Annotated in this window: 14 protein-coding genes; 5 read left to right on the forward strand and 9 right to left on the reverse strand. The window is 67.8% G+C overall.

The features are described from left to right. Positions 1-87: 87 nt before the first annotated feature. Both AC3WLF_RS24420 and katG read left to right on the forward strand, forming a co-directional pair. Positions 88-972: a LysR substrate-binding domain-containing protein gene (locus AC3WLF_RS24420; protein WP_492318749.1), complete on the forward strand. Its 885-nt coding sequence runs from the start codon at positions 88-90 to the stop codon at positions 970-972. A 307-nt stretch (positions 973-1,279) separates the two neighbouring features. Further along, a complete protein-coding gene (gene katG, locus AC3WLF_RS24425) occupies positions 1,280-3,544 on the forward strand; it encodes a catalase/peroxidase HPI (protein ID WP_492358944.1) in 2,265 nt (754 codons plus the stop codon). Positions 3,545-3,744: 200 nt separating this feature from the next. Here the strand turns inward: katG and AC3WLF_RS24430 are convergent, their stop codons facing one another. From AC3WLF_RS24430 to AC3WLF_RS24440, 3 genes are all read right to left on the reverse strand, one after another. Next, positions 3,745-4,218 carry an aminoacyl-tRNA deacylase gene (locus AC3WLF_RS24430; protein ID WP_492351539.1) on the reverse strand — a complete coding sequence of 158 codons (474 nt, stop codon included), beginning with the start codon at positions 4,216-4,218 and terminating at the stop codon, positions 3,745-3,747. Between the two features lie 182 nt (positions 4,219-4,400). After that, positions 4,401-5,903, reverse strand: coding sequence for a tripartite tricarboxylate transporter permease (locus AC3WLF_RS24435; RefSeq protein ID WP_492318746.1), 1,503 nt, complete (start codon positions 5,901-5,903; stop codon positions 4,401-4,403). A 13-nt stretch (positions 5,904-5,916) separates the two neighbouring features. Further along, complete coding sequence (locus AC3WLF_RS24440) at positions 5,917-6,378, reverse strand: tripartite tricarboxylate transporter TctB family protein (RefSeq protein WP_010813683.1); 462 nt, start codon at positions 6,376-6,378, stop codon at positions 5,917-5,919. Between the two features lie 352 nt (positions 6,379-6,730). Here AC3WLF_RS24440 and AC3WLF_RS24445 point away from each other — a divergent pair, with 352 nt between their 5' ends. Further along, a complete protein-coding gene (locus AC3WLF_RS24445) occupies positions 6,731-8,527 on the forward strand; it encodes a potassium/proton antiporter (RefSeq protein ID WP_492318745.1) in 1,797 nt (598 codons plus the stop codon). A gap of 32 nt (positions 8,528-8,559) precedes the next feature. Here AC3WLF_RS24445 and AC3WLF_RS24450 read toward each other — a convergent pair whose 3' ends face one another. From AC3WLF_RS24450 to AC3WLF_RS24460, 3 genes are all read right to left on the reverse strand, one after another. Further along, positions 8,560-9,555 (reverse strand): Bug family tripartite tricarboxylate transporter substrate binding protein, encoded by a 996-nt coding sequence (locus tag AC3WLF_RS24450; RefSeq protein WP_492351540.1) that lies wholly within the window; start codon positions 9,553-9,555, stop codon positions 8,560-8,562. A 27-nt stretch (positions 9,556-9,582) separates the two neighbouring features. Then, entirely contained in the window at positions 9,583-10,038 is a 456-nt protein-coding gene (locus tag AC3WLF_RS24455; RefSeq protein ID WP_011615824.1) for a DUF2214 family protein, read from the reverse strand. Positions 10,039-10,131: 93 nt separating this feature from the next. After that, positions 10,132-11,352, reverse strand: a complete 1,221-nt coding sequence (locus AC3WLF_RS24460) for a CaiB/BaiF CoA transferase family protein (RefSeq protein WP_492318744.1) — start codon at positions 11,350-11,352, stop codon at positions 10,132-10,134. 301 nt (positions 11,353-11,653) lie between these two features. Between AC3WLF_RS24460 and alaS the strand changes: the two genes are divergently transcribed. After that, positions 11,654-14,278 carry an alanine--tRNA ligase gene (gene alaS / locus AC3WLF_RS24465; protein ID WP_492356985.1) on the forward strand — a complete coding sequence of 875 codons (2,625 nt, stop codon included), beginning with the start codon at positions 11,654-11,656 and terminating at the stop codon, positions 14,276-14,278. 62 nt (positions 14,279-14,340) lie between these two features. Here alaS and AC3WLF_RS24470 read toward each other — a convergent pair whose 3' ends face one another. From AC3WLF_RS24470 to AC3WLF_RS24480, 3 genes are all read right to left on the reverse strand, one after another. Next, entirely contained in the window at positions 14,341-15,108 is a 768-nt protein-coding gene (locus AC3WLF_RS24470) for a slipin family protein (RefSeq protein ID WP_492318742.1), read from the reverse strand. 2 nt (positions 15,109-15,110) lie between these two features. Continuing rightward, positions 15,111-16,610 (reverse strand): NfeD family protein, encoded by a 1,500-nt coding sequence (locus tag AC3WLF_RS24475; protein WP_492356987.1) that lies wholly within the window; start codon positions 16,608-16,610, stop codon positions 15,111-15,113. Positions 16,611-16,712: 102 nt separating this feature from the next. Next, a complete protein-coding gene (locus AC3WLF_RS24480) occupies positions 16,713-17,606 on the reverse strand; it encodes a LysR family transcriptional regulator (RefSeq protein WP_492358945.1) in 894 nt (297 codons plus the stop codon). A gap of 128 nt (positions 17,607-17,734) precedes the next feature. Here AC3WLF_RS24480 and AC3WLF_RS24485 point away from each other — a divergent pair, with 128 nt between their 5' ends. Then, positions 17,735-18,994: a YbfB/YjiJ family MFS transporter gene (locus tag AC3WLF_RS24485; protein ID WP_492358946.1), complete on the forward strand. Its 1,260-nt coding sequence runs from the start codon at positions 17,735-17,737 to the stop codon at positions 18,992-18,994. The last annotated feature ends 23 nt before the right edge of the window (positions 18,995-19,017 follow it).

Here is a 19,017-nt window from a genome sequence, read left to right on the forward strand (position 1 = left end):
AAGCTAATATTTCTTTCCAATGTCACAAGGAAATCTTAAGGATCGCGCCTTGCCGGCATATGCCTGACTCTTCCCTTGCGTGCACCGATGAGCACTGTCCGCTTCCTCCGTACCTTCGTTGCCGTGGCCGAGCACGGCTCCTTTGCCGCCGCTGCCGGCCAGGTGGCGCTGACCCAGGCCGCCGTCAGCCTGCAGATGCGCGCGCTTGAGACCGAATTGCGCCGCGAGCTGTTCGACCGCAACGGCCGCGTGGCCGTGCTCAATGCCGACGGCCGCGCGCTGCTGCCGCTGGCGCGACGCATGCTGGCGCTGTATGAAGAGATGCGCCTGCCGCTGGCCTCGGACGAAGCCATGGCGGGTGCGGTGGCAGTGGGTGCGGTAGTGTCGGTGATGGGCGGGCTGTCACATGCGGTGGCGCATATGAAGCGCACTTATCCTGCGCTCGACGTGCGCCTGGTCGGCGCCAAGTCGATCGAACTGGCGGCACAGGTCGAGGCCGGCGAGCTGGATGCCGCCATCCTGGTGGAGGGCGCCGCGCGCGTGCCCGGCACGCTGCGCTGGACGCCGCTGTACCAGGAGCCGCTGGTGGCGATCGCGGCACGCGGCAGCCCGGGCCGCGACGCGCGCGAGGCGCTCGCCACCAATCCCTACCTGCGCTTCGACCGCAGCCAGCGCACCGGCGTGCTGGTCGAGCGCGCGCTGCGCCGCGCGCACCTGAAGGTCAACGAGTTCCTGGAGCTGAACGCGATCGAGGCGCTGGTGGAACTGGTGCGGCAGGAGGTCGGCGTGACCGTGGTGCCGCTGCTGCGCCGCGCGCGCTGGCGCGACGACGAGGCGCTGCGCATCCTGCCGCTGCTGGTCAACGGCGAGCCGGTGATGCGTCACATCGGCATGCTGGAACGGCGCGACCACGGGCGCGGGCAGGTGACCGCGGCGGTGCGGGCGGCCTGCAGCGAGCTGTTTGGCGCCTAGTGCGGGTTGCGTCCACGCCATAACCAGGGTCTATCGGGAGGATAGTCAGAAACGCATTCTCCTGGCGCTCAGCTGTGCATATATTGGGGTTGCGGACTGCCGCTGACGCGGCCGCATTGCCATGGGGCGGCGCCCGACCTACCGCGTCGGAGCATGCCCAGCGCACCGGCAGAAGTCAGCCGGCATGCTTTTGAAGGAGATTCCCGGCGTGGATTCGCAAGCTCCGCCGGAGCGGGATCGCTGATGCAACAGCGACCCGATGCCATCGCTGCAGGCGTGTTCAGTACGTCCCACAAGGAGAGAACGCATGTCTAACGAAGCAAAGTGTCCCGTCACTCATGCCGCCGGCGGCGGTACCACGAATCGCGACTGGTGGCCAAAGCAATTGCGCCTGGACCTGCTCAGCCAGCATTCCAGCAAGTCCAACCCGCTCGGCGCGGACTTCAACTACGCGGAAGCCTTCAAGAGCCTCGACCTGGCGGCGGTGAAGAAGGACCTGGCGGCGCTGATGACGCAATCGCAGGACTGGTGGCCGGCGGACTTCGGCCACTATGGTCCGCTGCTCATCCGCATGGCCTGGCACAGTGCCGGCACGTACCGCATTGGCGATGGCCGCGGGGGCGGTGGGCGCGGCCAGCAGCGTTTCGCGCCGATCAACAGCTGGCCGGACAACGTCAGCCTGGACAAGGCGCGCCGCCTGCTATGGCCGATCAAGCAAAAGTACGGCCAGAAGATCTCCTGGGCCGACCTGATGATCCTGAGCGGCAACGTCGCGCTCGAGACCATGGGCTTCAAGACCTTCGGCTTCGGCGGTGGCCGCGAAGATACCTGGGAGCCGGACCTGGATGTGTACTGGGGCAATGAAAAGACCTGGCTGGGCGGTGACTTTCGCTACGGCAAGGGTGCCGCCGGCAAGTACGACGACGAGGGCGTGATCATCGCCGACGAGGAATTGCATGGCGCCGAGGCCAGCCGCACCGACCAGGAACGCAACCTGGAGAACCCGCTGGCCGCCGTGCAGATGGGCCTGATCTATGTGAACCCGGAAGGCCCGGAAGGCAACCCGGACCCGCTCGCGGCGGCACACGACATCCGTGAAACGTTCGCGCGCATGGCCATGGACGACGAGGAGACCGTCGCGCTGATTGCCGGCGGGCATGCCTTCGGCAAGACGCACGGTGCCGGTCCCGCAGGGGACAACATCGGGGCCGAGCCCGAGGGCGCCGACCTTGAACTCCAGGGCCTGGGATGGTCAAGCGCCTTTGGCACCGGCAAGGGCGCCGACACCATCACCAGCGGGCTGGAGGTGACCTGGAGCAATACGCCGACGAAGTGGGGCAACAGCTATCTGGAGAACCTGTTCGGCCACGAATGGGAACCGACCAAGAGTCCCGCTGGTGCCAACCAGTGGGTGGCCAAGGATGGCGGGGAAACCATCCCGCACGCTTACGATCCCTCGAAGAAGCTGCGGCCAATGATGCTGACCACGGACCTGTCGCTGCGTTTCGATCCGGTCTACGAGAAGATCTCGCGGCGCTTCCTGGAGAATCCTGACCAGCTCGCCGATGCCTTTGCCCGCGCCTGGTTCAAGCTGACCCACCGCGACATGGGCCCGCGCGCGCGCTACCTCGGCCCGGAAGTGCCGGCCGAAGAGCTGATCTGGCAGGATCCCATCCCGGCGGTCGACCATCCGCTGGTCAACGAGCAGGACGTCGCCGCGCTCAAGCAGAAGATCCTGGCGTCGGGGCTGCCGGTCTCGCAACTGGTGCAGACCGCCTGGGCCTCGGCCTCCACCTTCCGCGGTTCGGACAAGCGTGGTGGCGCCAATGGGGCGCGCATCCGACTGGCGCCGCAGAAGGACTGGGCAGCCAACGAACCCGAGCGGCTGGCCAAGATGCTGAAGGTGCTCGAAGGAATCCAGGCTGAGTTCAACGGCGCGCAGTCCGGCGGCAAGAAGATTTCGCTCGCCGACCTGATCGTGCTGGCCGGTAGTGCCGGGATCGAGCAGGCCGCGCAGAAGGCCGGACATCAAGTGACCGTGCCGTTCACGCCGGGCCGCATGGATGCCTCGCAGGAACAGACCGACGTGCAGTCGGTCGGCGCGCTCGAGCCGAAGGCGGACGGCTTCCGCAACTTCCTCAAGCAGAAGTACAGCATCCCGGCGGAGGCGCTGCTGATCGACAAGGCGCAATTGCTGACCCTGACAGCGCCCGAGATGACGGTGCTGATCGGCGGGCTGCGCGTGCTGAACATCCATACCGGGCAGGATGCGCACGGCGTCTTCACCGACCGGCCGGAAACGCTGACCAATGACTTCTTCCGCAACCTGCTCGACATGAGCACGGAATGGAAGCCGCTGTCGGAAGCCCGGGAAGTGTTCGAGGGGCTTGACCGCAAGACCGGTGCGAAGAAGTGGACCGGTACCCGGGTCGACCTGGTGTTCGGTTCGCATGCCCAGTTGCGGGCGCTTTGCGAGGTCTATGCAAGCGAGGACGCGCAGGAGAAATTCGTCCGGGACTTCGTCGCCGCCTGGGTCAAGGTGATGAACCTCGACCGGTTCGACGTCGCCTGAGCGGTCGCCGGGTCCCGTCAGGGCTGTCATTCCCCTGACGGGGCCGGGTCCGTGAGGTGAAAGAAGATCCTTCGCCGGTCACCGTGGCCGGCGACGGCAGCTTTTTGCCATGCGCGCGCGAGCGGCCTGGTGAAGCGATCTCCAACGCGAAAGAAAAGCGGCCGGCAAGCGCCGGCCGCGTGGCCTGCCAGGGCAGGACCCTACATCATCCTGTGCGCAAAATGCCCGCGCCGCGCATCGGCCATCAGGTCGAGGAACTGCCCGGTGCTCATGTGCACCAGTTCCTGGTGGTCGCCCGCCTCGAAGTAGACGTCGGGGTGCGTCAGCAGGCTGTCGTCGAGCCAGGTCTGCGTGCCGTAGGCCATGCCGACCGGCGGGAGCGCGCCGTGGTCGCAGTCGCGGAACACTTCGCGCACGCCATCCTCATGCGCCAGCGACAGCTTGCGGCCGGTCTGCTCGCAGAGCTCCGACAGTTTCAGGTGGTGAGTCGAAGGAATCACGGCAGTGACGTAGCCGCTGCCGTCTTCCAGCAGGACGGTCTTGGCCAGGCGGTCTCCGGGAATGTGTGCGGCCTGCGCAGTGGCCATGCTGCCGAGGCTGTAGGGGTGCCGGACGGTGTCGAACTGGCTCTGCTTCTTGCTCAGGCATCTCGCCAGCGTGGTAGACATGGTCATGATTTCAACCTCCGACGCGCGCAGCGCGACCGTTGTCCGAGTCCTACCAATATAGGTCGTCGGGGGTCGGGTGGCGGTGGGGCCGAGCCAAAACGTAGCCGGCAAGCGCAAAAAAAAAAGGGCACCTTGCGGTGCCCTTAGTGTGTTGTGCCGCCGGCCCCGGGGCCGGCGATATTCCCTGCTTATTCTTCCTGGAACGCTTCCTCGCGCTTGGCCTTGATCGACGGCATCGCCACGATCAGCACCAGCACGGCAGCGGCGATCAGCAGGCCCAGCGACAGCGGGCGCGTCACGAACACGCTGAAGTCACCACGCGACAGCAGCAGCGAGCGGCGGAAGTTCTCTTCCATCATCGGCCCCAGCACGAAGCCGAGCAGCAGCGGCGCGGGTTCGCACTTGAGCTTGATGAACAGGTAGCCCACCACGCCGAAGGCCGCGGTCTGGAACACGTCGAAGGTGGTGTTCTGGACCGAGTACACGCCGATGCAGCAGAACGTCAGGATGGCCGGGTACAGGTAGCGGTAAGGCACCTTCAGCAGCTTCACCCAGATACCGATCAGCGGCAGGTTCAGCACGATCAGCATCAGGTTGCCGATCCACATCGAGGCGATCAGGCCCCAGAACAGCGCCGGGTTGCTGGTCATCACCTGCGGGCCGGGCTGGATGTTGTGGATGGTCATCGCACCCACCATCAGCGCCATCACCGCGTTGGGCGGAATGCCCAGCGTCAGCAGCGGGATGAAGGAGGTCTGCGAAGCCGCGTTGTTGGCCGATTCCGGTCCCGCCACGCCTTCGATCGCACCCTTGCCGAATTCCTGCGGATACTTGGAGGTCTTCTTCTCCAGCGAGTAGGCAGCAAACGAAGCCAGCGATGCACCGCCGCCCGGCAGGATGCCCAGTGCCGAGCCCAGCAGCGTGCCACGCAGCACCGCCGGGATCATGCGCTTGAAGTCTTCCTTGGTCGGGAACAGGTTGGTGATGTGGTCGGTGAAGGTCTCGCGGTGTTCCTTCTGCTCCAGGTTGGCGATGATTTCAGCAAAGCCGAAGATACCCATTGCCACCGAGACGAAGTTCAGGCCGTCGGTCAGTTCCGGCACGTCGAACGAGAAGCGCGCCGCGCCCGAGTTCACGTCGGTGCCGACCAGGCCCAGCAGCAGGCCCAGCACGATCATGGCGATGGCCTTGACCAGCGAACCCGAAGCCAGCACCACGGCGCCGATCAGGCCCAGCACCATCAGCGAGAAGTATTCGGCGGGGCCGAACTTGAACGCCAGTTCCGACAGCGGCGCGGCAAAGGCGGCCAGGATCATGGTGGCGACGCAGCCGGCGAAGAACGAGCCCAGCCCGGCTGTGGCCAGCGCCACCCCCGCTCGTCCTCGCCTTGCCATCTGGTAGCCGTCGATGGTTGTTACCACCGAGGACGATTCACCAGGCAGGTTCACCAGGATGGCGGTGGTCGAGCCGCCGTACTGGGCGCCGTAGTAGATACCGGCCAGCATGATCAGCGCGGCCACCGGGGGCAGCGTGTAGGTCACCGGCAGCAGCATGGCGATGGTGGCCAGCGGCCCCAGGCCCGGCAGCACGCCGATCAGGGTGCCCAGCACGCAGCCCAGGAAGGCGTACGCGAGGTTCTGGAAGGTCAGGGCGGTGGAGAAGCCCAGACCCAGGTTGGTTAGAAGTTCCATGTTGGCGGCCTCCTTAGCTTGCCAGGAAAGCCGGCCACACCGGCATCTGCAGGTTGATGCCGTAGACGAACGCGCCCAGGCTGATCAGCACCAGGATGATGGCGTTGAGGATGGCACCCTTCCAGCTGAATTCATGGCTGGCCATCGACGACACCAGCACCAGCACCAGCACCGACAGCACCATGCCCAGCGGCTTGAGCAGCAGGCCGAACAGCACCACCGAACCGAGGATCCACAAGAGCGTCTTGATGTCCCAGCGGGCCAGGTTGTCTTCTTCCGACTTGGAAGACAACGAGCCCCACAGCACCAGCACGCCCAGCAGGGCGAGCACGATGCCGAGCCAGAACGGGAAGTATCCCGGTCCCATTTTTGCGGCGGTTCCCATGGAATAACCGCGCGCGACCCAGGAAAAGCCGAATCCGACCAGGATGAACATCAGGCCGGAGGCGAAGTCCTTTTGGCTACGTATGCGCAAAGTGAATCTCCTCGATAAGACTGCTTGAAATCTCAGGAGGGTTCCCTTCCGCTGCCTTTGTTGCATTGCATCAATGCGGCAGTTTGCGGGCGCCCTCCTACGGGCAGGGTGGAAGTTAAGGGGGCGACCTTTCAGCTACCTTTCAGATGTCTGCAAACAGGGTCATGCTGAGGGTATCCCCTAGTGAAAGAGCGCTTAAAAGTGCCGCCAAGCCAAGCTGGGAGCGGCCTGGCGGGCAGAAGCCCCAGTCGCTGCGCTATTATCCGGGGCGGTCTTGCGCCGCGCGGCGCTACCCGCCGCTGAAAGGTTTGAAAGGTTCCGCAAGGAACCACTACGCAACGCGAGGAGCGGTTTGGAGAGCATTGACCACATCATTCTGATCGGCGCCGTCGTGATGTCGCTGGGCATCGTGCTGGGGGCTTTCTCGGCACGCCTGGGCGTGCCGTTCCTGCTGGTCTTCCTGGCCGTGGGCATGCTGGCCGGCGTGGACGGGCCGGGCGGCATCCGTTTCTCCGATACCTGGCTCAGCTTCCTGGTCGGCAACCTGGCGCTGGCGGTGATCCTGCTCGATGGCGGGCTGCGCACGCGCTTTGCCACCTTCCGGGTGGCGCTGAAACCTTCGCTGTCGCTGGCGACCGTGGGGGTGCTGGTGACGGCAGCGCTGGTCGGCGTGTTCGCCGCGTGGCTGCTGGGCATCGACTGGCGGCTCGGGCTGCTGCTTGGCGCCATCGTCGGCTCGACCGACGCCGCCGCGGTGTTCTCGATGCTCAATAGCAGCGGCATCCGGCTGAAGGAGCGGGTGGCGAGCGTGCTCGAGATCGAGTCCGGCATCAACGACCCGATGGCGATCTTCCTGACCCTGACGCTGATCGAATGGCTGACCGCGCCTGACGGCCTGACGCCGCTGGGCCTGGTCACGCGGCTGCTGGTGCAGTTCGGCGTGGGCGGCGTGCTCGGCCTGGCGCTCGGCTATTGCCTGGCCCGCGTGCTGGAGCGCATCCGCGTGGCCGAAGGGCTGCAGGCGATCCTGCTGTGCTCGGGCGGCGCCATGGTGTTCGCGCTGGTGCAGAGCGCCGGCGGCAGCGGTTTCCTGGCGGTGTACCTGACCGGCATGCTGATCGGTAACCGCGAGCGCGCGGTGACGTCGGACACCATGCGCGCCATGGACGGCATGGCCTGGCTGGCGCAGTCGGCCATGTTCCTGCTGCTGGGCCTGCTGGTGTCGCCGCACCGGATCTGGGAGGTGGCCGGCCCGGCGGTGGCGGTGGCGGCCTTCCTGATGCTGGTGGCGCGGCCGGTGGCGGTGTGGCTGGCGCTGCTGCCGTTCCGCTTCAATGCGCGCGAGACTGGCTTTATCGCCTGGATGGGCCTGCGCGGTGCGGTGCCGATCGTGCTGGCGCTGTTTCCGCTGCTGCGCGAGGTGCCGCAAGCGGGGCTGCTGTTCCGCATCGCCTTTGCCGTGGTGCTGGCCAGCCTGCTGTTCCAGGGCACCACGGTGTCGGTGGCCGCGCGCCTGGCGCGTGTGCGGCGCCCCGGCTACCCCGAGCCGCTGGCGCGGTCGCGCCTGCGCGGCACGCGCGCGCCGATCCTGGAGGTGATGCAGTTCGAAGTAGGGCCCAACGCGCCAGTGGAGAACGTGCGCGCCGACCAGCTGGAGCTGCCGCCGCGCTGCCGGCTGCTGACGGTGGCGCGCGACGATGCGCTGGCGGCGCTGGACCAGACCGTGCTGCGCGCCGGCGACAGCGTCTCGGTGCTGGCGCCGGTGACGACCCTGCCGATGCTGTCCGCGCTGTTCCAGGCGCTGGGCCGCGCGCCCACCTGGGAGCAGGCCTCGCATGATTTCCTGTTGTCGGGCGATGCGCTGCTGCGCGACGTCGCGGCGCTGTACGGCACGCGCGCGCTGACCCCGGACGAGGAGCCGCTGACGCTGGAAACTGCGATGCAGCGTGCCTTCACCTCGCCGCCGGTGGAGGGCGACAGCGTCGCGATCGCTGGCCTGCCGCTGACGGTGACGCGCATGGAAGGCGCGCAGATCCTGCAGGTGGGGTTGCTGCTGCCGCGGCTGGACGGGGATTCGGGCGGGCGGCTATGGCCGCGCCGGCGCAAGGACGGGGCAGAGCGGAGCGGGGAGGGTGCCGAGGCGGAGTAATGACAAAAAAGGCGGCCATGGCCGCCTTGTCTTCAATCCACCTTCGCCCCGGATACCTTCACGATCTGCGCGTATTTCTTCAGCTCGCGCTGGATCCGCGCCGCGAACTGCTCGGGCGTGGTCGGTGCCGGCTGTGCGCCGATGCGGGCCAGGCGTGCCTTCATCTCGTCGGTCTTCAGGATTGCCACGATCTCATGGTTAAGCCGCTCGACGATCTCGCGCGGGGTGTTGGCCGGCGCGAACACGCCGAACCACGTCGAGATGTCGAAGCCTTCCAGGCCCAGCCCCTTGCCGGCTTCCGCAATGGTCGGCAGTTCCGGGAAGGCCGCGGCGCGGCTGGCGGTGGTGACCGCAAAGGCCTTCAGCTTGCCCGCCTTGATATTGGCCGAGGCCGAAGCCAGGTTGTCGAAGATCAGGTCGGTCTGGCCCGACAGCACCGACAACTGCGCCGGTGCGGCGCCGTTGTAGGGGATATGGACCATGCTGACCTTCGCCATGCTCTTGAACAGCTCGCCCGACAGGTGGCCGGCGCTGCCGTTGCCGCCCGAGGCGTAGTCCAGCTTGCCCGGATTCTTGCGCGCGTACGCGACCAGGTCGCGCACGTTGTTGATGTGCAGGTCGGCGGCCTTGCCCGGGTGCATCACCAGCACGTTGGGGACGTCGGCCACCAGCGTGATCGGCGCGAAGTCTTTCACCGGGTCGTACGGCATCTTGCTGAACAGCGTCGGGTTGATGGCGTGCGTGGCCACCGCGCCCATGACGATGGTGTAGCCGTCGGCCGGCTGCTTGGCGACGTAGTCCGCGCCCAGGTTGCCGCCGGCGCCGGGCTTGTTCTCGACCACCACCGGCTGGCCCAGGCTGTCGCGCAGCTTCTCGCCGATGGCGCGCGCGACGGTGTCGAGCGGGCCGCCGGCGGGGTAGGGCACCACGAAGCGGACCGGCTTGGTCGGGTAGGCATTGGTGGCCGCCACGGCGGCGGCGGGCAGCAGGGCCGCGGTCAGCGCGGCGGCAAGCAGTTTCTTCAGCATGTCTCGGACTTCAGGGGATTGGGATTCTTATCTGGCGCCGATGCCCCGCGCCATCATGACCGCGCACAGCGGCAGCAGGATCACCAGGTGGGCTTCGATCATCACCCAGCGGCGGGCGGCTTTCAACTCGGACGGCGGCGGCACGTAATCCGGCAGCCGGCGCGCCTGCTTGCGCCAGCGCGCAATGGCGAAGGTCGGCGGCAGCGAGCACAGCGCGATCAGCACGAACACGCCCACCTTGGCATGGAACCACGGGTTGTGCAGGTAGAAGTCGGCGCCCTTGGCACCGTAGAACAGGCGCAGCAGGCCGGTGCCCAGCACCACCATCGCCGACAGGAAATAGAACAGGTCGTACAGCGACAGGCGCCGCACCGCGGCCGGCGTGATTTCCGGGCGCAGCACCACGGCCTCGGCGGCCATCAGGGTGATCAGGACGAAGATCGCAAGGAAATGCAGGAAGGACAGTATGGCGTCGGTCAGCATGGATTCTCCTTTGCCTTTGCTTCAGTGGGACTGAATTGCTTCGGGAAGGCACCGGCGGGGGCACCAGGGCCGCCCGCCGGCAGGAGGAGAATCTTACAGCACACCCTTTGCACGCAGTGCTTCGATCTGCTCAGGGCTGTAGCCCAGCGTGTCAGCCAGCACCGTGTCGGTGTGCTCGCCCAGCAGCGGCGGGTGGCGCAGCGCCTGCGGCGGCGTGGCGCTCATCTTGATCGGGCTGCCCACCAGCTTGACCTCGCCGGCGCTGGGGTGGGGCAGGTCCACGCGCAGGCCGCGCGCCTTGACCTGGTCGTCCTCGAACACGTCGTCGAGGGTGTTGATCGGGCCGCACGGCACGCCGGCGGCCTCCAGGTCGCGGATCCACTGGGCGCGGGTGCGCGGGCGCACCATCTCGGCCAGGATCGGCACCAGCACGTCGCGGTTGGCCACGCGCTGCGGGTTGGTGGCAAAGCGCGGGTCGTCGGCCAACTCGGGCTTGCCGCCGTCGGTGACGAACTTGCGGAACTGCCCGTCGTTGCCCACCGCCACGATGATCCAGCCATCGGCGGCCTGGAAGGTCTGGTAGGGGACGATATTGGGGTGCGCATTGCCCCAGCGGCGCGGCGCCTGGCCGCTGGCCAGGTAGTTGGTGTTCATGTTGGCCAGCATCGCCACCTGCACGTCCAGCAGTGCCATGTCGATGTACTGGCCCTCGCCGGTGCGGTCGCGGTGCGCCAGCGCCGCCAGCACGGCGATGGTGGCGTACTGGCCGGTCATCAGGTCGGAAATGGCCACGCCGGCCTTCTGCGGGCCGCCGCCGGGCAGGTCGTCGCGCTCGCCGGTCAGGCTCATGAAGCCGCCCATGCCCTGGATGATGAAGTCATAGCCCGGGCGCGCGGCGTACGGGCCGGTCTGGCCGAAGCCGGTGACCGAGCAGTAGATCAGGTCGGGCTTGACCTGCCTGAGCGACTCATAGTCCAGGCCGTACTTCCTGAGCTGGCCGACCTTGTAGTTCTCCAGCACCACGTCGCTCTGCGCCGCCAGCTCGCGCACGATCTGCTGGCCTTGCGGCGTGCTGATGTCGCACGTCACCGAGCGCTTGTTGCGGTTGGCGGCCAGGTAGTAGGCGGCCTCGGCGGTGTCGCGGCCGTCCTCGTCCTTGAGCCAGGGCGGGCCCCAGGTGCGGGTATCGTCGCCGGCGCCGGGGCGCTCGATCTTGATCACGTCGGCGCCGAAATCGGCAAGGTTCTGGGCGCACCATGGCCCGGCAAGGACGCGGGTCAGGTCGAGGACGCGGAGATGGCTTAAAGCTCCCATGGCGGTAGTCAATGCAGTGGGTAAGGCGGGGGATCGGTCGCAACGGCGAGGGGGGGCGGGCGCGCCCCTGGAAACAGGGGCCGGCACGGGTTGCCTGCAATGTACCACCGGCAAATCGCCGGTGTGGCTTCGAGTGACTTATAAGGCGCTTGTGGCGATGGGATTTGGGCGATAGCCGGCCGGCTCCCCGGCGCCATGCCTGACGTGCCCGGCAAGCTGCCTTGCCCGTATAATCAACGGTTTGCAAATCCAATACTGATTCGTCGCGCCCGGCCACGCCAGGGTAAGCGTCCGCCATCCCATGAAAGTCTCAGACATTCGCAGCAAGTTCCTGCAGTTCTTCGAATCGAAGGGCCATACCGTGGTCCGCTCGTCCAGCCTGGTGCCGGCGAACGACCCGACGCTGCTGTTCACCAACTCCGGCATGGTGCAGTTCAAGGACGTGTTCCTGGGCACCGACAAGCGCCCGTACACCCGCGCCACCTCGGCGCAGCGCTCGGTGCGCGCCGGCGGCAAGCACAATGACCTCGAGAACGTGGGCTACACCGCGCGCCACCATACGTTCTTCGAGATGCTGGGCAACTTCTCGTTTGGCGACTACTTCAAGCGCGATGCCATCCTGTACGCGTGGGAACTGCTGACCAAGACCTACCAGCTGCCGGCCGAGAAGCTGTGGGTGACGGTCTACGCGGAAGATGACGAGGCCTACGACATCTGGGCCAAGGAAGTGGGCGTGCCGGCCGAGCGCATCGTGCGCATCGGCGACAACAAGGGCGCGCGCTATGCGTCGGACAACTTCTGGCAGATGGCCGACACCGGCCCGTGCGGCCCGTGCTCGGAGATCTTCTACGACCACGGCCCGGACGTTTGGGGCGGCCCCCCGGGATCGCCCGAGGAAGACGGCGACCGCTACATCGAGGTGTGGAACCTGGTGTTCATGCAGTTCAACCGCGACGAGCAGGGCAATATGACGCCGCTGCCCAAGCCGTGCGTGGACACCGGCATGGGCCTGGAGCGCATTGCCGCGGTGCTGCAGCACGTGCACAGCAACTATGAGATCGACCTGTTCCAGGCGCTGATCAAGGCCGCCGCGCGTGAAACCCATATCGACAACCTGAACCAGAACTCGCTGAAGGTCATCGCCGACCATATCCGCGCGTGCTCGTTTCTGATCGTCGACGGCGTGATCCCCGGCAACGAAGGCCGCGGCTACGTGCTGCGCCGGATCATCCGCCGCGCCATCCGCCACGGCTACAAGCTGGGCCAGAAGACCCCGTTCTTCCACAAGATGGTGGCCGATCTGGTCGAGCAGATGGGCCAGGCTTATCCCGAACTGGCCGAAGCCCAGTCGCGCGTGACCGAAGTGCTGAAGGCCGAGGAAGAGCGCTTCTTCGAGACCATCGAGAACGGCATGTCGATCCTTGACGCCGCGCTGGCCGACCTGAAGCTCAAGGGCGGCAAGACGCTGGACGGCGAACTGGCGTTCAAGCTGCACGACACTTTCGGCTTCCCGCTGGACCTGACGCAGGACGTGTGCCGCGAGCAGGAAATCGGCGTGGACGAGGCCGCCTTCGACGCGGCCATGAACCGCCAGCGCGAGCAGGCCCGCGCCGCGGGCAAGTTCAAGATGGCCGCCGGCCTGGAGTACACCGGCGACAAGACCGTGTTCCACGGCTACGACAAGCTGGAACTGCCGCAGGCCAAGGTTACCGCCTTGTACGTGGACGGTGCCGCGGTCGACACCATGCAGCCGGGCCAGACTGGCGTGGTGGTGCTCGACAACACCCCGTTCTACGCCGAATCCGGCGGCCAGGCCGGCGACCAGGGCGTGCTGAAGGCAGGCAATGCCGTCTTCGCCGTGGCTGACACCACCAAGATCCAGGCCGACGTGTTCGGCCACCAGGGCACGCTGGAAGGCGGCGCGCTGAAGGTGGGCGATGCCGTGTCGGCCCAGGTCGACGCGCAGCGCCGTGCGCGCACCGTGCGCAACCACTCGGCCACCCACCTGATGCACAAGGCCCTGCGTGAAGTGCTGGGCAGCCACGTGCAGCAGAAGGGCTCGCTGGTGGATGCGGACAAGACCCGCTTCGACTTCTCGCACAACGCGGCGCTGACCGACGAGCAGATCCGCCGCGTGGAAGAGATCGTCAACGCCGAGATCCTGCGCAACGACGACACGCATGCCGAAATCATGCCGTTCGACGACGCCGTCAAGAGCGGCGCGATGGCACTGTTCGGCGAGAAGTACGCCGACGACGTGCGCGTGCTGTCGATCGGCACCTCGAAGGAACTGTGCGGCGGCACCCACGTGCACCGCACCGGCGATATCGGCCTGTTCAAGATCGTGGTGGAAGGCGGCGTTGCCGCCGGCATCCGCCGCGTGGAAGCCATTACCGGCGACAACGCGCTGCACTACCTCCAGGGCCTGGACGCCAGGCTGAACGAAGCCGCTGCCGTGCTGAAGGCCCAGCCGTCGGAGCTGGTGCCGCGCATCGGCCAGGTGCAGGACCAGGTGCGCGCGCTGGAGAAGGAGCTGGAACGCCTGAAGAGCAAGCTGGCCGCCTCGCAGGGCGACGAGCTGGCCGCGCAGGCGGTCGACATCAAGGGCCTGAAGGTGCTGGCCGCGCAACTGGACGGCGCCGACGTCAAGACCCTGCGCGAGACCATGGACAAGCTCAAGGACAAGCTGAAGAGCGCGGCCATCGTGCTGGGTGCGGTGTCCGACGGCAAGGTCAGCCTGATCGCCGGTGTCACCGCCGATGCCACGGGCAAGGTCAAGGCCGGCGAGCTGGTCAACTTTGTCGCGCAGCAGGTGGGCGGCAAGGGTGGTGGCCGTCCCGACATGGCCCAGGCTGGCGGCACCGAGCCGGCCAAGCTGCCGCAGGCGCTGGCTGGTGTCAGCGAGTGGGTGGCGGGCAAGGTGTGAGCGGCTGAGGGGGGCAACCCCCTCAGGCCCGGCAACTGCTAATGGCGCTTCGGCGCCATTTTCTATGGGCGCTCGTCGCCGGGCGGCTTGCCGGCGAGCCGGTTGAAAATGTCGATCGGCAGCGGGAAGACGATGGTGGAACTCTTGTCCCCTGCAATCTGTGTCAGCGTCTGCAGGTAGCGCAGTTGCATGGCCTGCGGCTCGCGCGCCAGCATCTGGGCCGCTTCCAGCAGCTTCACCGAAGCCTGCAGTTCGCCCTCGGCATGGATCACCTTGGCGCGCCGCTCGCGTTCGGCCTCGGCCTGCCGCGCAATCGCGCGGATCATGGTTTCGTTCAGGTCGACATGCTTGATCTCGACGTTCGACACCTTGATGCCCCAGCCGTCGGTCTGGGCGTCCAGCGCCTGCTGGATGTCGAGGTTGAGCTTCTCGCGCTCGGCCAGCATCTCGTCCAGCTCGTGCTTGCCCAGCACCGAGCGCAGCGTGGTCTGCGCCAGCTGGCTGGTGGCTTCCAGGAAGTTCGCCACCTGGATGATGGCGCGTTCCGGATCGACCACGCGGAAGTACACCACCGCATTGACCTTCACCGAGACGTTGTCGCGCGAAATCACGTCCTGCGGCGGCACGTCCATCACCACCGTGCGCAGGTCTACCCTGACCATCTGCTGCACGGCGGGGATCAGCAGCACCAGGCCCGGGCCCTTGACCCGCCAGAAGCGTCCGAGCATGAACACCACGCCGCGTTCGTATTCGCGCAGCACGCGGAACGAGGTGATCACCAGCAGTGCCAGCAGGAAGATCAAACCGCCGAAGCTGAATCCGTAGGCCATGGTCAGGCTCCCTTGTCTGGCGTCGGTTGGGGTGGAGTGGTCGGGACAAGCGGGGCGTTGCCGGCGGCGATCACCTCAAGCACCAGGCCCTTGCGCGCGGTGACGACCACCGGCGTGCCGCGCGGCAAGGAGCTGGCGCTGTGCACGCGCCAGGTCTCGCCGCGCACCGTGGCCCAGCCTTCCTCGCGCAGGTCGTCCAGCATTTCGCCGCGGGCGCCGACCAGGGTGTCGGCACCGCTGACCACCGGGCGCTTGCGCGAGCGCACCAGCATCGCCGACATGCCGAACACGAAAATCGCTGACAGCGCCGACATCGCCGCCACCATCGGCAGCGGCACGCCGAAGCCCGGCACGTCGGTGTCGATCAGCATCACCGCGCCAAAGGCGAAGGCGATGATGCCGCCCACGCCCAGCGCGCCGAAGGTCGGCAGGAACAGCTCCGCCACCATGCAGCCGATGCCCAGCGCCACCAGCGCCAGCCCGGCGTAGTTCACGGGCAGCATGTGCAGCGCGAACAGCGCCACCAGCAGGCAGATCGCGCCGGCAATGCCGGGCACCACCATGCCCGGCGTGGAGAATTCGAAGATCAGGCCGTAGATGCCGATCATCAGCAGCAGCAGCGCCACGCTGGGCTCGGTGATCACGGCCAGGAAGCGGTTGCGCCAGTCGGGTTCCAGCGTCACCACCGGCGCATTGGCGGTGTGCAGCACGCCGGCCTTGCCGCCGGCAGCGGTGATCGTGCGGCCTTCAACCTGGCGCAACAGCGCGGGCAGGTCGGGGGCGACCAGGTCGACCACGCGCTGGGCCAGCGCCTCGTCGGCCGACAGGCTGACCGACTCGCGCACCGCGCGTTCGGCCCACTCGGCATTGCGTCCGCGCAGTTGGGCCAGGCCGCGGATATAGGCCGAGGCATCGTGCATTTGCTTGCGTTCCATCGCGTCGGCCCGCGCTGGCTCGCTGGCGGGGGCGGAGGCGGGCTTGGCGCCGGGCAGGGCCTCTGGCTTCTGCGGCCCGCCGATGCCGACCTGCACCGGGGTGGCCGCGCCCAGGTTGGTGCCCGGCGCCATCGCCGCGATATGGCTGGCGTAGAGGATGTAGGTGCCGGCACTGGCCGCGCGCGCGCCGCCGGGATAGACGTAGCTGGCCACCGGTATCGGCGAGGCCAGGATGGCCTGGATGATCTCGCGCATCGACGCGTCCAGCCCGCCCGGGGTGTCCATTTCCAGCACCACCAGCTGGGCGCCGCCCTCGCGCGCGCGCTCCATGCTGCGCAGGATAAAGCTGGCGCTGGCGGGGCTGACCGCACCCTTGAGCGGAATCACGTAGACCGGCGCGGTTGCCGTGGTCGTGACGGTGGCGGCGGGCGCCGAGGCGCCGGAGGGCGGCGCCGCACGGGCAGCTGGGCCGGCGAGGGCAACGGCGCCGCACGCCAGCGCCAGGCCGGCCAGCAGCCGGCCGGACATCGGCCGAAGGGCCCGCAGCAGCGCGGTGGCAGGTTTCATGAGAGGGGCGGGGCACGCAAGGTGCCGTGATGGCGCCACTTCAAGTGTAGGCCACCGGGCACATCTTGCACGCGGGCTGCCTCGGGCCCGCGCGCCGGGCGCTCAGGCCGCCGCCAGGTCAGGCCTGGCCGAGGGGCCGGGTGAGTGGGCGGTGAGGGTGTCGATCAGCGCATGCAAGGCCGCGCTGGCCATGGACGGATGCCAGGCCAGCAGCGTGCGCACGCGGCCGGCCGCGCCCAGGCTGTGCTGGCGGATGGCGGGCAGGTCGCGGTACAGCCCCAGCACCGAGCGCGGCACGATCGCCGCACCGATGCCGGCCGCGACGCAGGCGACGATGGCATGGTACGAGCTCAGTTGCAGCACGCGCGGCGTCGGCGCATCGCCGATCACATACCAGTTCTCGAGCCGGGCGCGGTAGTTGCAGCCGGGCTCGAACGCCAGCAGCGTCGGCACCTCCAGGTCGGCCGCGGTGCGCACCGGGCGATGGCGGGCGCGCGTGATCACCACCAGCTCTTCCTCGAACACCGGGACGGCGCTCAGTGCCGGGTCGGTCAGCGGCTCGGCGACAAAGGCGCATTCGACTTCGAAGCTCGCCAGCGCATCCAGCGCCTGGCGCGTGGCCAGCGTCACCAGCTCCAGCTGCACCGCGGGCCAGGCCTGGTGGTACGCGGCCAGCACATTGGGCAGGCGGCTGGCGGCGGTGCTCTCCATCGAGGCAATGCGCAGCCGGCCGTGCGGCCGCGCCGGCAGTACCGCCTGGCGTGCCTCTTCGGTCATGCTGAGGATGCGGCAGGCATAGTCGAACAGGGTCTGACCGGAAGGCGTCAGCACCATGCGCCGGCCGTCGCGCACGAACAGGTCGACCCCGAGCGACTGCTCCAACTGGCGGATGCGCGTGGTGACATTGGACTGCACCCGGTGCAGCCGCTCGGCCGCACGGGTGATGCCGCCGGCTTCGACGACGGCGCGGAAGATCTCGAGGGCGGCAAGGTCCATGCGGAACTCCTGAGGCTATCCATCTCTTATCAAGATGCATGGCATCTTGATAATTCATTTTTGGGGATGCTGAAGCCAGCGTAGCATACAGGCATCGCAATGCAACCGCTGCTCCGCCAGCCCCAGCCATGCCGAACCCCCACAGCCTCGACCCTGAACACCCCGCCGCTGCGCGCGTGGCCACCCGGGCGTCGGCACGGCGCGAAGCCGGCGCGGTGGCGGTGGCCATGGCCGGCCTGGTGTCGCTGGCGGTGGTGATGGGCATCGGCCGCTTTGCCTTTACGCCGCTGCTGCCGATGATGCTGCATGACGGCACCGTCACGCTGGATCAGGGCGGCTGGCTGGCCACGGTCAACTACATCGGCTACTTCGCCGGCGCCGCAGTGTGCATGTTCATCCGGCCCGACGTGGTGCGCATGGTGCGCTGGGGCCTGGCCGCAACCGTGCTGCTGACGCTGGGCATGGCCCTGCCGGGCGGCATGCCGGCATGGTCGCTGTGGCGCGCCGCCGCGGGCGTGGCCAGCGCGGTGGTGATGGTCTACACCGCGGGCTGGTGCCTGCAGCGGCTGGCGGAACTGGGCAAGCCGGAACTCGCCGGGCTGATCTTCTGCGGGCCGGGGCTGGGCATCGTGGTCACCGGGCTGGGTGCATCCGGCATGGTCGGCGCGGGCTGGCATGCGGACTATGGCTGGCTCGCGTTCACGGCGCTGGCGGTGGTGCTGGCGGCGGCGGTCTGGCGGATCTTCGTCGCGCAGCCGGCCGTGCCGATGACGGCGACGGCGGCGGCATCCCCGGCGGCAGCCGACACCGGCGCCGCGCGGCTCGATGCCCAGACCTGGGCGCTGACCTTTGCCTACGGCCTGGCCGGCTTCGGCTACATCATCACCGCGACCTTCCTGCCGGTGATTGCGCGCGAGGCGCTGCCCGGCACGGTCTGGGCCGACCTGTTCTGGCCGATCTTCGGCGCGGGCGTGACGGTGGGCGCGTTCCTGGTCACGCGGGTCGGCATGGCGCACGACAACCGCAAGCTGCTGACGCTGCTGTACGGCATGCAGGCGCTGGGCGTGGCGATCGCGGTGGTGTTCCCGACCGTGGCCGGCTTTGCCCTCAGCAGCCTGCTGGCGGGGCTGCCGTTCACCGCGCTGGTGGCGTTTGCGATGCGCGAGGCGCGGCGTCTGTGGGGACCGCAAGCGGCGCGGCTGATGGGCCTGATGACGGCATCCTACGGCCTGGGCCAGATCGCCGGGCCGCCGCTGGCGACCGCGCTGGTCGCGCGCACCGGCGGCTTTGCCGGCTCGCTGGCGTGCGCGGCGGCGGCGCTGCTGCTCGGCGCGCTGGTGTTCGCCTGGATGTGCCGCGCCTGGCCGCTCGCGGCTGCCCGGAGCTGATCGGCAAGGTGCGCTAAAGTATT

The organism is Cupriavidus sp. FW306-01-F10A, from assembly GCF_058782785.1.

What these genes read in the sequence shown, in the direction of transcription:
- AC3WLF_RS24480 (WP_492358945.1), bottom strand. Translation starts at nt 17,606, where the DNA reads ATGGACCTTGCCGCCCTCGAGATCTTCCGCGCCGTCGTCGAAGCCGGC.
- AC3WLF_RS24455 (WP_011615824.1), bottom strand. Translation starts at nt 10,038, where the DNA reads ATGCTGACCGACGCCATACTGTCCTTCCTGCATTTCCTTGCGATCTTC.
- AC3WLF_RS24430 (WP_492351539.1), bottom strand. Translation starts at nt 4,218, where the DNA reads ATGACCATGTCTACCACGCTGGCGAGATGCCTGAGCAAGAAGCAGAGC.
- AC3WLF_RS24450 (WP_492351540.1), bottom strand. Translation starts at nt 9,555, where the DNA reads ATGCTGAAGAAACTGCTTGCCGCCGCGCTGACCGCGGCCCTGCTGCCC.
- AC3WLF_RS24420 (WP_492318749.1), top strand. Translation starts at nt 88, where the DNA reads ATGAGCACTGTCCGCTTCCTCCGTACCTTCGTTGCCGTGGCCGAGCAC.
- AC3WLF_RS24485 (WP_492358946.1), top strand. Translation starts at nt 17,735, where the DNA reads ATGCCGAACCCCCACAGCCTCGACCCTGAACACCCCGCCGCTGCGCGC.
- alaS (WP_492356985.1), top strand. Translation starts at nt 11,654, where the DNA reads ATGAAAGTCTCAGACATTCGCAGCAAGTTCCTGCAGTTCTTCGAATCG.
- AC3WLF_RS24435 (WP_492318746.1), bottom strand. Translation starts at nt 5,903, where the DNA reads ATGGAACTTCTAACCAACCTGGGTCTGGGCTTCTCCACCGCCCTGACC.
- katG (WP_492358944.1), top strand. Translation starts at nt 1,280, where the DNA reads ATGTCTAACGAAGCAAAGTGTCCCGTCACTCATGCCGCCGGCGGCGGT.
- AC3WLF_RS24470 (WP_492318742.1), bottom strand. Translation starts at nt 15,108, where the DNA reads ATGGCCTACGGATTCAGCTTCGGCGGTTTGATCTTCCTGCTGGCACTG.
- AC3WLF_RS24460 (WP_492318744.1), bottom strand. Translation starts at nt 11,352, where the DNA reads ATGGGAGCTTTAAGCCATCTCCGCGTCCTCGACCTGACCCGCGTCCTT.
- AC3WLF_RS24475 (WP_492356987.1), bottom strand. Translation starts at nt 16,610, where the DNA reads ATGAAACCTGCCACCGCGCTGCTGCGGGCCCTTCGGCCGATGTCCGGC.